This window comes from Lysinibacillus sp. NPDC059133, from assembly GCF_042755925.1.
GTDB lineage: Bacteria > Bacillota > Bacilli > Bacillales_A > Planococcaceae > Lysinibacillus.
The window spans coordinates 144109-158337 of record NZ_JBHZDH010000003.1 but is presented as its reverse complement, the minus strand read 5'-3'; the positions used below and the strand labels follow the sequence as shown (position 1 = coordinate 158337).

General features: G+C 37.7%; 13 protein-coding genes and 1 riboswitch. Of the genes, 8 read left to right on the top strand and 5 right to left on the bottom strand.

Features of this window, described 5'->3' with window-relative positions:
* Both thiI and ACFXN8_RS03230 read left to right on the top strand, forming a co-directional pair.
* A complete protein-coding gene (gene thiI, locus ACFXN8_RS03235) occupies positions 1-1209 on the top strand; it encodes a tRNA uracil 4-sulfurtransferase ThiI (RefSeq protein WP_376075350.1) in 1209 nt (402 codons plus the stop codon).
* A gap of 153 nt (positions 1210-1362) precedes the next feature.
* Positions 1363-1578, top strand: coding sequence for an alpha/beta-type small acid-soluble spore protein (locus ACFXN8_RS03230; protein WP_376075349.1), 216 nt, complete (start codon positions 1363-1365; stop codon positions 1576-1578).
* Positions 1579-1851: 273 nt separating this feature from the next.
* Here the strand turns inward: ACFXN8_RS03230 and thiE are convergent, their stop codons facing one another.
* The 3 genes from thiE to thiM are packed head-to-tail and all read right to left on the bottom strand — an operon-like array spanning position 1852 to position 4053.
* On the bottom strand, positions 1852-2484 hold the full coding sequence (gene thiE / locus ACFXN8_RS03225; protein ID WP_386842723.1) for a thiamine phosphate synthase: 633 nt from the start codon (positions 2482-2484) through the stop codon (positions 1852-1854).
* Positions 2474-3298, bottom strand: coding sequence for a bifunctional hydroxymethylpyrimidine kinase/phosphomethylpyrimidine kinase (thiD, locus tag ACFXN8_RS03220; protein WP_386842758.1), 825 nt, complete (start codon positions 3296-3298; stop codon positions 2474-2476). The genes thiE and thiD overlap by 11 nt, the downstream gene beginning before the upstream one ends.
* Positions 3298-4053: a hydroxyethylthiazole kinase gene (gene thiM / locus ACFXN8_RS03215; protein WP_386842721.1), complete on the bottom strand. Its 756-nt coding sequence runs from the start codon at positions 4051-4053 to the stop codon at positions 3298-3300. The genes thiD and thiM overlap by 1 nt, the downstream gene beginning before the upstream one ends.
* A 74-nt stretch (positions 4054-4127) precedes the next feature.
* A riboswitch (TPP riboswitch) is annotated at positions 4128-4226 on the bottom strand.
* A gap of 285 nt (positions 4227-4511) precedes the next feature.
* Here thiM and mbcS point away from each other — a divergent pair.
* The 5 genes from mbcS to ACFXN8_RS03190 all read left to right on the top strand — a co-directional run bounded on the left by mbcS (position 4512) and on the right by ACFXN8_RS03190 (position 10022).
* Positions 4512-6101 (top strand): acyl-CoA synthetase MbcS, encoded by a 1590-nt coding sequence (gene mbcS / locus ACFXN8_RS03210; protein ID WP_386842719.1) that lies wholly within the window; start codon positions 4512-4514, stop codon positions 6099-6101.
* Between the two features lie 217 nt (positions 6102-6318).
* The gene (sppA, locus tag ACFXN8_RS03205; RefSeq protein WP_376075341.1) at positions 6319-7332 is read left to right on the top strand and encodes a signal peptide peptidase SppA; all 1014 of its coding nucleotides are present in this window, start codon (positions 6319-6321) and stop codon (positions 7330-7332) included.
* Between the two features lie 12 nt (positions 7333-7344).
* Positions 7345-7962, top strand: a complete 618-nt coding sequence (locus ACFXN8_RS03200; RefSeq protein ID WP_376075339.1) for an RDD family protein — start codon at positions 7345-7347, stop codon at positions 7960-7962.
* A 537-nt stretch (positions 7963-8499) separates the two neighbouring features.
* The gene (gene tpx, locus ACFXN8_RS03195; RefSeq protein WP_386842716.1) at positions 8500-9003 is read left to right on the top strand and encodes a thiol peroxidase; all 504 of its coding nucleotides are present in this window, start codon (positions 8500-8502) and stop codon (positions 9001-9003) included.
* Between the two features lie 89 nt (positions 9004-9092).
* The gene (locus ACFXN8_RS03190) at positions 9093-10022 is read left to right on the top strand and encodes a class I SAM-dependent methyltransferase (protein ID WP_376075335.1); all 930 of its coding nucleotides are present in this window, start codon (positions 9093-9095) and stop codon (positions 10020-10022) included.
* Between the two features lie 442 nt (positions 10023-10464).
* Here ACFXN8_RS03190 and ACFXN8_RS03185 read toward each other — a convergent pair whose 3' ends face one another.
* A complete protein-coding gene (locus tag ACFXN8_RS03185) occupies positions 10465-10914 on the bottom strand; it encodes a universal stress protein (RefSeq protein WP_323649118.1) in 450 nt (149 codons plus the stop codon).
* Positions 10915-11317: 403 nt separating this feature from the next.
* On the opposite strand from ACFXN8_RS03185, the gene ald reads away from it, so the two are divergent.
* Positions 11318-12433, top strand: coding sequence for an alanine dehydrogenase (gene ald / locus ACFXN8_RS03180; protein WP_386842714.1), 1116 nt, complete (start codon positions 11318-11320; stop codon positions 12431-12433).
* Positions 12434-13057: 624 nt separating this feature from the next.
* Here the strand turns inward: ald and ACFXN8_RS03175 are convergent.
* A complete protein-coding gene (locus ACFXN8_RS03175; RefSeq protein ID WP_386842712.1) occupies positions 13058-14146 on the bottom strand; it encodes a M24 family metallopeptidase in 1089 nt (362 codons plus the stop codon).
* Positions 14147-14229 lie beyond the last annotated feature (83 nt).

Sequence of the window (14229 nt, the reverse complement as noted above, 5' to 3'; positions counted from 1 at the left end):
ATGATTTGGAAAGAAATTTTAATTCGATATGGAGAACTTTCTACAAAGGGTCGCAACAAGATGGATTTTATTCGTCGCTTACGTGAGAACATTCGTCATGCGTTTGCGGATTTAGGACATTTACACATTCGCACAGAGCGCGATCGTATGTTTATCGCCATTCAAGATGAAACACAAATGGACGTACTATTAAAAGGATTACCTAAAATTTTTGGTATCCAATCATTTAGTCCAGTGGCAGCATGTGAAAAAGACATGGAGGCCATGAAAAAGCTTGCCATAACAATTATGGATACGTTTAAAAATGAGCAGCTTACTTTTAAAGTAGAAGTAAAGCGCACAGATAAGACATTTCCGTTAGAATCACATGCCATTCAACGCGAAATTGGTGGTTATGTATTACCACAATATCAAAATTTATCAGTAAAGGTGAAGAAGCCTGATATCGAACTTCGTGTAGAGGTGCGTCATGATGCAACATATATGATGGCACAAGTTATACCGGGTGCAGGTGGAATGCCTGTAGGCTCTAATGGTAAATCTTTATTAATGCTTTCTGGTGGTATAGATAGTCCTGTTGCTGGTTATTTAATGATGAAACGTGGAGTGCGCTTAGAAGCGATTCATTTCTTTAGCCCACCATACACAAGCCAAAATTCATTAGAAAAAGTAAAGGTGCTTGCTAATGAATTAACAAAATTTGGAGCTAATATACGATTACATGTAATTCCTTTCACTGAAATTCAAGTTCTTATTAAAGAAAAAGTACCTTCTAATGTATCGATGACAACAACTCGTCGTATGATGCTAAAAGTTGCTGATAAAGTACGTGAAGAAATTGGTGCACTAGCTATTGTTACAGGTGAGAGTCTTGGTCAAGTAGCGAGTCAAACTCTTGAAAGTCTAACAGCTATTAATGCCGTAACTAACACACCAATTTTACGTCCATTAATCTCATCAGATAAATTAGAAATTATCGATATTGCAGAGAAAATAGGCACATACGAAACGTCTATCCAGCCATTTGAAGACTGCTGTACAATTTTTACTCCTGCAAGTCCAAAAACAAAGCCAAAGCTTGAAAAGGTTGAGCATTACGAAAGCTTCTCGGATTTTGATGAACTAATCGAACGAGCAGTGAAAAACCGTGAAGTCTATATTTTCCCGAAAAAAGAACAAGAAGCCGATAAATTTGCGGATCTTCTATAGAAGAAACTTGCGATTCCGTAAGAGCCGACTCAAAAATCCATTTGAGTCGGCTTTTTTTAGTCTACTTCCTTCTGAGGTACAATTTACCTATAAAATTTTTGTATTAAAAATCTAATATCGCACATTCTATATTCACAAGGAGGTGAGAGACACATGACTTCAACAAATCGCAGTTCAAACAAACTTGCAGTACCTGGTGTAGAGCAAGCTCTAGATCAAATGAAATACGAAATTGCACAAGAATTTGGTGTTCAATTAGGAGCTGACGCTTCAGCTCGTGCTAACGGTTCCGTTGGCGGTGAAATCACTAAACGTCTTGTACAAATGGCTGAATCACAATTAAAAGGTATGCCAAACAACAACCAATAATTGCTTAAACAGTAATTATTAAAATTAAAACCAGTGACCGTAAAAGGCACTGGTTTTAGTTTGTTTAAATTCTTTATTTTTTATCCCGTATTAACGGGCAGTAATTTATCTATATCAAAAGAGAAACGTTAGGTCCTCCCATTTCAATTCAATTCAATTCAATTCAATTCAATGAGAGCAAAGAAATAGGAGGAGTTAACTGCCCGTAAAAACCCGATTGGTGAAGACTAATAATCAGTGGGGTAAAAACGCCCCACTGATTAAAGTTTCACTTTATCCTACAAATGATTTAAATATAGAGACTGTATTTGAAATATCCTTACTTTCGCAAATTGCGGAAATAACTGCTATTCCATCCGCACCTGCTTTAAATACAGCATGTGCATTCGAGCAGTTTATGCCTCCAATTGCAACGATAGGGAGCTCCGGGTATTGTCTGCGAACTTGTTGTAAAAAATCAGTTCCACTAGGTGGTTTGGCGTCGCTTTTAGAAGCGGTTGAAAAAATTGGACCAATTCCAACATAGTCCGCACCATATTGTAGAGCAGTTTGTAATTCAGCTTGTGAATGAACAGAAACACCTAGAATCATGTTGCCAATTTTTTCACGTACCATCGACACAGGAAAATCTTCTTGGCCAATATGAACACCATCTGCTCTAAGTTTTATAGCTAGCTCTACATCATCATTGACGATAAACGGAATATGATACTGTTGACAGAGCTTTTGACATTTACGAGCAAAATTTTCATAGGCTTGTCCAGTTAGTGTATTCGGCCCCTTTTCACGGTATTGAAACATAGTAATTCCAGATTGGAGAGCTTTCTCTAAAACGTTTATTGGCTCCTGATTTAAAACATTACCCGTACCCATAATAAAATAGAGCTGTAGATCGTTACGTTTCATGAATGATCACCTCGCAGGAATCCTTATAGTTTTGATAAGCAAAATGATTTGTTGGTCCATGGCCATTACCAATAGATAAATCATGAGTGATTGCTAATTGAATAAATTTTTTAGCTTCCTCAATCGCTTTTTCTAAAGGTAGCCCAATACCAAGAAAAGCAGTTAATGCTGCGGAAAACGTACAGCCTGTACCATGCGTATTTTTTGTTGCAATACGAGTAGACTGCATGGAAAATGATCGACCATCTTGAAAAAATACATAATCAGTAGCATAACATTTATCCTCTAAATGACCGCCTTTCATAACGACGCATTGAACGCCTGTTTGTAATAAGACCTGAGCTACTTCTTTAATATCTGCTAAAGAATTGATTTTCCTTCCAGAAAGGGTTTCGGCCTCTGGGATGTTTGGCGTTACAATTGTTGCTAAAGGTAGCAAATAACTTCGTAATGCCTCAATTGCTTCTTGCTGTAATAAGCTTTCGCCACCTTTTGCAATCATAACAGGATCTACAATAAGTGGAATATTTACTTCGGCTAAAATATGTGCAATTGATTGGATTATTTCGGAGGAAAACAGCATTCCTGTTTTAATAGCACTAATTGAAAAATCCTCGATTAGCGCTTTAAGTTGTTTTTCAATAAAGCTCACATCAATTGGCAAGACACCCGAAACACCCAATGTATTCTGGGCTGTTAAAGCTGTAATAACAGACGTTCCAAACACCTTTAATTCCTGAAATGTTTTTAAATCAGCCTGTATGCCTGCACCGCCGCCACTATCTGAACCAGCAATTGTCGTTACAATATCCATCATTTTTCACCATCCTTGGAAAGGCGGTGTAGTTCATTTAATACAGCAATTTGAAAATCGCCAATGAATGGAGTAGAAGAAGCTGCTTTTTCTGCCAATTTTTTATAAAACGATAATGTTTCTAGCAATTGGTCAAATGGTTTATCTCCTGCGGTGTAGGAGGCACAACATATTGCACTCAATAAGCAACCTGTTCCAGTAACTTCTGTCATTTGAGAATTTCCACCTGTAACCCATTGCTGATGTTTGCCATCAGTAATAAAATCCTTTTCACCGGTCACAATAACAATACAATTGTATTGTTGAGCTATTTTCTGTGCCTCCACTTCTACAGAAATTGAACCACTACCACTATCTACGCCTTTTTGTTGCCAGTCTACATTGGCAATTGCCGCAAGCTCTCCGATATTACAACGAATTGCCGCAAATTTAATTTCCTTTAGTAATTGCTGTACCGTTTGTTTCCGGTAAGATGTTGCACCTGCAGCTACAGGATCTAAAATTACGGGAATGCCAAGAGCATTGGCTTTTTTCCCTGCAAGTAACATTGATTCTTTCATTCGCTCATTAAGGGTACCGATATTTATCAATAAGCCTGAGGCGATTGTGACCATTTCTTCAACCTCATGACCATCATCAGCCATAACTGGAGAAGCGCCTATTGCTAATAAGCCATTTGCTTGGAAATTAGCCACAACATAATTAGTAATGCAATGAATAAGTGGATTTTGTTTACGGATCGTTTGAAATATCAATGTAAGTCCTCCTCGTTGGATGGACGTAAGCGTGCAAAAAAGGCTCTTTTTCGTGCAAAAAACACGTAAAAGAGCCTTTCATCAGTAATGCTCCCTACGTCAGTATTAACTAACAGGTTCAAAGGGTCAGGTTTTACCTTCTCAACTCTAAATGAGTCCCCCTGCAATTATGCTTTTAGTTGAACAAAATGTACCATATTATTCATTCGGGTTCAATAAGGATTTTTTAATCTTCATGCAGCAACAATTCTTTTCTGTGCGAAAGCGAAGCGACAGCAACAAATTTTTTCTGTGCGAAAGCGACGATTACGCCAAGTTGAAATGGATAGAACCAATACGTGACTGATGCCATATAGCAGAACGTGATAGTTGTCACCACTTTAATGAATTAGAGTGAATTTCATTGAAAAAGATAAAAATTGAGTTTTATAATGAGCGTACAAAAGGGGGCATTTGCCATGAAAAGAGAAGATTTAATCGCACCAGAATGGTATAACATTTCAGAGGAAATTGAAAAATATGCACAGGATTCTACCAAAAATGCATTGTTAGTTTATAGTGAAAACGGGGAAATTCAGTACATTACATATACAGCTTTACTTGAAAAGGCGAATCAGGCAGCACATGTATTTACATCTCAAGGTTTAAAAAAAGGTGATGTTATTTTAGTCATGGTACCGAAATCAGTGGAAGCGTATATCGTGTATATTGCGGCCTTAAAGGCAGGTTTAACCATTATACCTAGTTCAGAAATGCTGAGATCTAAAGATATTGAATATCGAATCAATCATGCCGATGCAAAAGGAGTTGTTGCATTTGAGCCTTATATTGAACAATTTGATAGTGTTGAAAATTTACAAGAAATACAGCAATTTGTCATTGGACATGCACATGAACCTTGGCAGCCATTGCTTGAAAAAATGCAAAGCCAATCAAAGAGCTATTTTAATTCTACACCAACTAAGAGTACAGATATTGCATTTTTAGCATATACAAGTGGTACAACAGGCAATCCAAAGGCAGCAGTACATACTCATAGCTGGGGTTACGCACACTTACGAACTACTGCACCAAATTGGTTAGGTGTTCAAGAAGGTGACATTGTTTGGGCTACAGCAGCTCCAGGCTGGCAAAAATGGATTTGGAGTCCGTTCCTCGCTACTTTAGGGAGTGGTGCAACAGCATTTGTTTACAAAGGTCACTTTGATGCGGCAACATACCTTGCACTGATTGAAAAATTCAATATTAATATTCTGTGCTGCACGCCAACCGAATATCGATTTATGGCGGGGCCTGAAAATTTACGAGATTTCAATTTAAGTACAATACGTCAGGCTGTATCAGCGGGTGAACCTTTAAATAGTGAAGTGATAAAAGTATTTTCAGAGGTCTTTAATTTACAAGTACGAGATGGTTATGGACAAACAGAGAATACATTACTTGTTGGTACAATGGTAGGGATGGAGGCTAAAATGGGCTCAATGGGTAAACCTACCCCGGGTAATACGGTTGAAATTATCAATGATTTTGGAAATCCAGTTGCGATTGGAGAAGTTGGAGATATTGCTGTACACTGTGAAACGCCCGCGTTATTTAAAAAGTATTTAAACGATCCCGAGCGTACAAATTTACAATTTAGAGGCGATTGGTATATTACTGGTGATCGCGCATATAAAGATGAAGATGGTTACTTTTGGTTTGAAGGACGTGGGGATGATGTCATTATATCGTCAGGGTATACGATTGGCCCTTTTGAAGTAGAAGATGCGTTATTGAAGCATCCAGCAGTGAAAGAAACTGCTGTTGTCGCGAGTCCGGATGAAATCCGTGGAAATCTCGTAAAGGCGTTTGTTGTACTCTGTGAAGGAGAAGTTGGTGATGAAACACTAATAAAAAAACTACAAAGCCATGTAAAAACTTTAACAGCCCCTTATAAATATCCTCGTGCGATTGAGTTTGTTACTGAGCTGCCAAAAACCTCATCAGGCAAAATTCGTCGTGTCGAATTACGAGAGCAAGAAAAAATCCATTCTATCAATCATCATTAATTTCCTAGGAAATAATGTCGAAAATCAAAGTTCCTGCTTTTTTTATGAACTTTGATTTTTTTATAATGTTAGGTAATGTATTATAGGTTGAATAAGTTAAAGCTTTTGCAAAGTGTTGGAAATCAAACCCGTGTTATGGTGATAAGCCATCTTATTGCAATAAGTATGAAACAAATTAGGATATCAATCGTATAACGTTATGAGGAGGCGGAAAGAAATGAATGGTAAAAGGTGGGCTGCTTTAATAATTGCAGGTGTGCTATTAGTATTTTCATTAGGAATCAACACCATTTTTGCAATATTTAAATCAGATTTCTTTAGCAATTTTGATAGCTTGGTGGCTGGAAACGACTTGACGGTAATGGAAGAGGTTAAAGAAAGCGGCAATAAGGATAAACGTATTGCATACTTAAAGGTTGATGGTACGATTCAAGATGTTGGCTCAAGTTCACTATGGCAACCAGTTTCTTATGATCATCAATTTTTCTTAAATCAATTAGATAATATTTTATATGATCAGACTGTGGAAGGTATCGTCTTAAGTGTTAATTCACCAGGTGGCGGTGTAAAGGAATCAGCAGAAATATATAAAAAACTTTTGAAAATTAAAGAAGAGCGACAAATTCCAATCTATGTTTCTATGGATTCGATGGCAGCTTCAGGTGGTTATTACATTTCAGCACCTGCAGATAAAATATTTGCGCAACGTGATACAATTACAGGATCGATTGGTGTCATAATGCAATCTATTAATTATCAGGAGTTAGCAGAAAAAGTTGGTATTAAATATGAAACGTTTAAATCTGGTGAACATAAGGATATGCTTAGTCCAATGCGTGAAGTGACACCGGAAGAGCGTGCTATGATGCAAGACATGATTAATGAAACGTATCAAGAATTCGTTGGTATTGTTGCAAAAGGACGTAATATGTCTGAACCAGATGTGAAAAAAGTGGCTGATGGTAGAATTCTTAGTGGTAAGAAGGCGCTTGAAGCAGGCTTAGTTGATGAGATTGGTGATGAGGAAGCAACAATTACTGCATTGCGTAAAGACTTTGGTCTAGAGGACGCTGCATTATTCCAGTATTCATATGATGTGGGTGGCTGGAAATCATATGTTGGGATGAAAATTGGATCCATATTCGGTCCATCAGCAGAGGAAAAAATGCTGATGAAAATTATGGCGGACTATAAAGCACCTAAAATGATGTACTTATATGGCGAATACTAAGGAGGGAGTACAATGACAAACAATGAAGTTGTTATGCAAGGGTCACCCTCTATAGGGAATGCTCTCCTAATGGATAAGCCAATTACGAATAAAAATTATGTATTAAAAACGGCAGGCTTTTGGATACGTTTTTGGGCATTTTTAATAGACGGAATTATTATTGCAGCAGTAGGTGGAATTCTCGTTAACCCAATATTTTATTTAATGGATTGGTCATTATCTGACACAGTGTGGTATGCACCTATTTCGATTATATCTGCTATTCTCTATTACAGTTATTTCGTATTAATGACGAGATTTTTTGGGCAAACATTAGGGAAAATGATATTTGGATTACGTGTTATTTCATTAAAGCATGAGAAGCTGACTTGGTCAGACGTGTTATTCCGTGATTGGATTGGGCGTATCATCAACAGCATTTTTATGCCACTTTATATTCTTGTAGGCATTCTACCGAACAATCAAGGTCTACATGATTTTTTCGCGGATACAACAGTCGTTCATGAAAAAATATATATAGAAAAAGATATTGTTCAACCGTCTTTGCCAATAAAAGAGGAAAAGACTGAATCTGTACCGCTAGAGGGAAAATCAGAACCTGAAAAGCTAGAGAAAGATAACGAAGAATAATGACTAGAGCTGTCTCATTACGGTGAGACAGCTCTTTATTTTTGTGGTGATAGTGGTGATTAATGGTTAGTTCGTTAGGAAAAAGATCCAAAAGTTAGGATGCATTTATTATAAAGTATACTATGAATAAAGTTGATCTTCGTTCCGGCTGGGCGACTCCTTAGGGATTAGCAATAGAGGAACGAAGGCTAAGAGCATCACATCCTGTGATAACGCCTTCGGGACCAACATCGTGTCGCTGCCGCTACGTTACACTACGCTTTCGCACAAAAAACATCTGTTGCCCCAAGCGGCTCATCGGACGCCCCGAGGAAGCTTTGCTCTGTGCGAAAGCGAAGCGACAGCAACAAATGTTTTATCTGTGCGAAAGCGAAGCGACAGCAACAAATGTTTTATCTGTGCGAAAGCGAAGCGACAGCAACAAATGTTTTATCTGTGCGAAAGCGAAGCGTCAGCAACAAAATAAGCTGTCTTAGTTGCAATTAATTCCCTCCATTTAGTAATATTATGTATATATGATGATTAGGAGGCGTTTATATGGCACAAGTAACATTTAAAAATGGTCCAGTAACACTTGTAGGGAACGAAGTAAAGGTTGGAGATCAAGCACCAGATTTCACTGTATTAGCGAATGACCTGTCACCTGTTACATTAAAAGATTCAGAGGGGAAAATTCGTTTATTTAGCGTTGTACCATCATTAGATACTGGTGTATGCGATGCGCAAACACGTCGTTTTAATGAAGCAGCAGCTGGCTTAGGTGATAATGTAGTGATTTATACAGTATCTGTTGACCTTCCATTTGCTCAAAAACGTTGGTGTGGTGCAGCGGGTATTGATGCTGTTCAAACAGTTTCAGATCACCGTGACCTGTCATTTGGTGAAGCATATGGTGTCTACATTCAAGAGTTACGTCTTCTAACACGCGCAGTATTTGTTGTGGATGCAAATGACAAAGTGACATATGTAGAATATGTTCCTGAAGCAACAGACCATCCAAACTATGAAGCGGCAATTGCAGCGGTCAAAGCACTAGCATAATTTATTGATTTTAGGCTAAGATATTACTAGACAAAGGGGCTGTGACAAGTTTTTGTCACGGCTCTTTTCTGCGTGAAAGGAAGTTGAGTATGGAAAATATCGAGAAATTGTTTGGTATGCTAAATGAGCATGCTGAAAAGATAGAAAAAGAACATAATATTACATTATTAGAGGGTATTCTAGATGGCTTAGAGGCATGGCTAGATGGGGAAGTTGATTTTTCGCAAGACACTGCGACAAAGGAAGATGTGCGCAAAGCAATTCAAATTGCTGTTTTAAAGGGGATGCGAAAAGGCTCTCAGCCAAATCACCAAATGACACCTGATACTCTTGGGTTATTAGTTGGTTATTTTGTAGAGCAACTATTTGCAGATCGTCTAAAAACTGGAAAAATTTCGATTTTAGATCCTGCAGTAGGTACAGGGAATTTACTTCTAACAGTTATGAACTTATTAGACGAAAAAATAGAGGCAACAGGTGTAGAGGTTGATGAACTACTTATTCGTATAGCTGCTGCTACAGCTGATTTGACTGAGCAGTCTGTTTCCTTATACCGCCAAGATGCGTTACAAGATTTATTAGTAAGTCCTGCAGATGCTATTGTTTGTGATTTACCAGTCGGATATTATCCAAATGAAGATATCGCATTAGATTATGAACTATGTCCTTCAGAAGGAATGAGTTATGCACATCACTTATTTATTGAGCAATCCATTAACTACACGAAGGATGGAGGCTATTTATTTTTCCTTGCTCCAACCCATCTCTTTGAATCTGAGCAGTCGAAACAACTGCATAAATACATTCAAAAGCATGCTTGGATTCAAGCAATTATTCAATTGCCAGATACAATGTTCGCCAATAAAGCACTTGAAAAGAGCATTGTCATTTTACAAAAGCAAGGTAAAGATTTCAAAGCTCCAAAAGAGGTGCTATTAGCAAAAGTACCAAATATGCAAAATAAACAAGCTCTAGCTATGTTCTTTGAAAAAGTGAAGATGTGGCAAGAAGGGAAATAAGTAAAAAAAGGTATCCGAAATAGGATACCTTTTAGTTTGTCTATAAAAGAAAAAATATAAAGTAATAATACGTTTTAACAAAATGTCATCCAACTTTTTAGTTTTATCGGAACACTTTCAGGAATTATCGCCCAATTTTTAAATTTTATCGATAAACATTCACGTTTTATCACCCAACTTTTAAATTTTATCGACATCCACCTTCAAAAGAGCAAAAAGGATTCACACACAAAACTGTACGTGAATCCTTTTACTTTAGTCTCCACTCCAATCTCAAATCTTTTAATACTATAGCTTCCAATTGTCAAATCACTCCATGATGTGGAACCATTGATTTTAGCCATACCTTATTTAAAAGGACACATTAATCTCAAAGACATAACGGTTTTTCAACAATAAGAAAAAGGTATCCAAATTTGGATACCCTTTATGTAAGACAAAATTAATTTTCCGGTGTACGGATTACAAGTACGTCACATTTAGCTGAGCGTACAATTGCTTCAGATACTGAACCGATTAAGAAGCGTTCTACTGCATTTAGACCAGTTGCACCACAGATGATTAAGTCTGCGTCTACAATTTTAGAAAGTTCTTTTGTAATGATATTTTTTGGTGAGCCATATTCAATTACAAGGTTAACATTTGTTAAGCCTTCTTCTTCAGCTTGTTTTTTGTAACCATTTAATAGCTCTTCAGAGAATGCTTGAGCACGCTCTGCAATCGAACGGTCATATGCTTCAATAGCAGCGAAAGAACGTGTGTCAATAACATTTACTAAATTTAATACAGCACCATCGTTACGTTTTGCTACGTCAATCGATTTACGGAAAGCGTATTCTGCTTCCTTTGATCCGTCTACTGCAACTACAATGCTTTTATATTTATTAGCCATTTGAATTACCTCCCAGATTTGTATATGTTGATTATACCAAATGATTTTCTAAAGGAAATACTTTCCGGAAGAAAAAATGTGAAAAAGTGAAGGCATTTTCATTCACAAGCAAAATAAATATTACTATCGCAAGCATATTTTTTTGTTACTTACGAGGCATTTTCTCCAGGCAATCTATTATCGATCGATAATAACCTTATATTTTTGCATGTTGGAAATTACCACTTTATTAATTAGGATATTTATTATTATTAGAATATTCGGAATTTTATCTATTATTATTTTAATTAAAGCATTTTTTGTTTATGTTTGGTAATATGGAAATGCAAGGGGTGCATCAATACATCAAAGTGTATGTAACAAAATGTGTTTATTTTTTAGGTAATGGAAGGGGATAGGGAAGATGAAGATTGGTATTCCAAAAGAGATTAAAAACAATGAAAATCGTGTAGCCATGACACCAGCAGGGGTTGTTACATTAACAAATTCAGGTCATGAAGTGTACATTGAAACTGGAGCAGGTTTAGGCTCAAGCTTTACAGATGCAGACTACCTTGCTGCAGGCGCTCATATTGTGGATACGGCAAAAGAAGCATGGGCGCAAGAAATGATCATGAAAGTAAAGGAACCTGTAGCATCAGAATATGATTATTTCTATGAAGGTCAAATCTTGTTTACTTATTTACATTTAGCGCCAGAGCTTGAATTAACGAAGGCACTTTTAAATAAAAAAGTTGTAGGCATTGCATATGAAACAGTGCAATTAGCGAATGGTTCATTACCACTTTTAACACCAATGAGTGAAGTTGCTGGTAAAATGGCAACGCAAATTGGTGCGCAATTCTTAGAGAAAAATCATGAAGGTAAAGGTATTTTACTAGGCGGCGTATCAGGTGTACCACGCGGTAAAGTTACAGTGATTGGTGGGGGTATAGCTGGAACAAATGCGGCGAAAATAGCTGTCGGAATGGGTGCTGATGTAACAGTTATTGATTTAAGCCCAGAGCGTTTACGTCAATTAGAAGATTTATTTGGCCGTGATGTTCAAACATTAATGTCCAATCCTTATAATATTGCAGAATCAGTGAAAAACTCAGATTTAGTAGTTGGAGCCGTTTTAATTCCTGGAGCTAAAGCACCAAAGCTAGTTTCTGAGGAAATGATTCAGTCAATGCAACCTGGCTCAGTAGTAGTCGATATTGCTATTGACCAAGGCGGTATTTTTGAGACATCCGATCGAGTGACGACACATGATGATCCAACTTATGTAAAACATGGCGTTGTGCATTATGCAGTAGCAAATATGCCAGGAGCTGTACCACGTACATCAACAATTGCTTTAACAAATAATACAATTCCTTATGCACTTCAAATTGCAAACAAGGGTTATAGACAAGCATGTGTTGAAAACGCTGCACTGAAACAAGGTGTTAATACTATAGATGGACATCTTGTTTACAAGGCTGTTGCAGATTCTCAAGGTTTGCCATATATAAATGTTGATGAATTAATTCAATAAGTAACATAACAAAAAGGAAGCACCTTGTAGGTTGCTTCCTTTTGTTATGTTGAAAGACTATTAAAGTGTTCTATTAAGGTATGGATCTTCTGCAGAATGAGGGTTGATTTCCGTTCCAGGCTACTCGCTTTCCTGTGGGCGAGCGTCGAGCCGCTTCCTCCGCTTCGCTTCGTGCAGGGTCTCGCCTGTCTCGCTTTCCCACGGGAGTCGAGTAGCCTTCCACTCCAATCAGCAATAGTGTAGAACTTTTATAAATTTTACTCATTTCAAAAGTGAACACTATTGCAAGTTATATCAGTGACGCAATTGTACACCTGTTATTGCTAATGCTGCGCTTTCGCACAAAAACACATCTTGCTAAGTTTTTTATAAATTAGAGTAACATGTCAGAAGAAATATGCTATGTGAAGAAGTTGATTGTAGTGGAGGCTGGGCGACTCCTTGGGGATCAGCGTCACAGATGAGACCCTGGAGCGAGCAACGCGAGTGAAGCGGCTCATCGGACGCCCCCAGGAAAGCGCCCAGTCGGAACGGAAATCAACCCCTCGTTGTGCCGAAGAGCATACTTTACACTAAAAAAGGAAGCACCGTGTTGGCTGCTTCCTTCCTTTTCTTTAAATAGAATTACAGTACAATCAAATCTTTTGGGAATTTTGTTAGTACTTCTACTCCGTCTTTTGTTACGACTACATCATCTTCAATACGGACACCAGTCACATCAGATTTATAGATACCTGGTTCAATTGTGAAGACCATGCCTTCCTCCATAGTCATTTCATTTGCTCCTGTAACAGATGGGAATTCATGTACAGAAATGCCGAGTCCATGACCAAGTCGGTGTGTGAAATATTCGCCATAGCCTGCTTCAGAAATAGTATCACGAGCGATTTTATCTAAATCCATTGCACGAACACCTGGTTTCACTGCTGCAATTGCATTTGTGTTAGCAGATAGTACTGTGTTGTAGATTTCCTTTTGTGCCTCACTAGGTTCACCAAAGGCAACCGTACGTGTAATGTCAGAACAATAACCGTCGTAAATTACGCCAAGGTCAAATAAGATCATATCGCCTTTTTCTATTTTTCGAGCACCTGGTTTACCGTGTGGAGAGGCTGTTTTTGGACCGCTCAATACCATTGTCTCAAAGGACATCTTGCAGCCTTTATCCTGAATAGCACTTTCTACCGCTGTTAAGATTTCCATTTCTGTTTTGCCTTCAGCGATTTCTTTACAGCCGATTTCAATAGCATAGTCAGCTAATGCTGCAGCTTTACGTAATTTTTCTAATTCAATTTCCTCTTTAATGACGCGCATAGCATTGATTTTTTCATCAAGACGGACAAAACTTGCCTGCGGAAATGATTGTTGTAGGGCTTCTAAACGCTCTACAATGAGTTGACCTTTTTCAATAGCAAACGTTTGTGGGTTAACATTACGAGCTTTTATCGCTTGCGCAAGGACTTCCATAGAATTTTCAGTATCTTGGTGGCCAATGACTTCAAAAGACCAACCCGCATCCTTCGCATCTGGGATCTCCATTTTTGGACAAATTAAAAAAGGTTCTGCCTCTTTAAAAATCATCACGCCTAGTAATCTCTCATGTGGATCACTTTTAAAGCCTGAAACGTAAAAAACATTGTCTGGTGTCGTTACGAAAGCGGCATCAATTTGGTTTTGTTGTAAATAGTTTTGAATTTCTTTAACCTTTGACATAAACAGTTCCTCCTCTTATTGCACTGAAAAAATTTCCATGTGCTTGGCTAAACTAATAGCCTAACCAGGATGAGGCTTCGACT

Coding starts and splice junctions, on each gene's coding strand:
- ACFXN8_RS03190 (WP_376075335.1), top strand. CDS start 9,093: ATGGAAAATATCGAGAAATTGTTTGGTATGCTAAATGAGCATGCTGAA.
- mbcS (WP_386842719.1), top strand. CDS start 4,512: ATGAAAAGAGAAGATTTAATCGCACCAGAATGGTATAACATTTCAGAG.
- tpx (WP_386842716.1), top strand. CDS start 8,500: ATGGCACAAGTAACATTTAAAAATGGTCCAGTAACACTTGTAGGGAAC.
- ald (WP_386842714.1), top strand. CDS start 11,318: ATGAAGATTGGTATTCCAAAAGAGATTAAAAACAATGAAAATCGTGTA.
- thiD (WP_386842758.1), bottom strand. CDS start 3,298: ATGGATATTGTAACGACAATTGCTGGTTCAGATAGTGGCGGCGGTGCA.
- ACFXN8_RS03175 (WP_386842712.1), bottom strand. CDS start 14,146: ATGTCAAAGGTTAAAGAAATTCAAAACTATTTACAACAAAACCAAATT.
- thiI (WP_376075350.1), top strand. CDS start 1: ATGATTTGGAAAGAAATTTTAATTCGATATGGAGAACTTTCTACAAAG.
- sppA (WP_376075341.1), top strand. CDS start 6,319: ATGAATGGTAAAAGGTGGGCTGCTTTAATAATTGCAGGTGTGCTATTA.
- ACFXN8_RS03200 (WP_376075339.1), top strand. CDS start 7,345: ATGACAAACAATGAAGTTGTTATGCAAGGGTCACCCTCTATAGGGAAT.
- ACFXN8_RS03185 (WP_323649118.1), bottom strand. CDS start 10,914: ATGGCTAATAAATATAAAAGCATTGTAGTTGCAGTAGACGGATCAAAG.
- ACFXN8_RS03230 (WP_376075349.1), top strand. CDS start 1,363: ATGACTTCAACAAATCGCAGTTCAAACAAACTTGCAGTACCTGGTGTA.
- thiE (WP_386842723.1), bottom strand. CDS start 2,484: ATGAAACGTAACGATCTACAGCTCTATTTTATTATGGGTACGGGTAAT.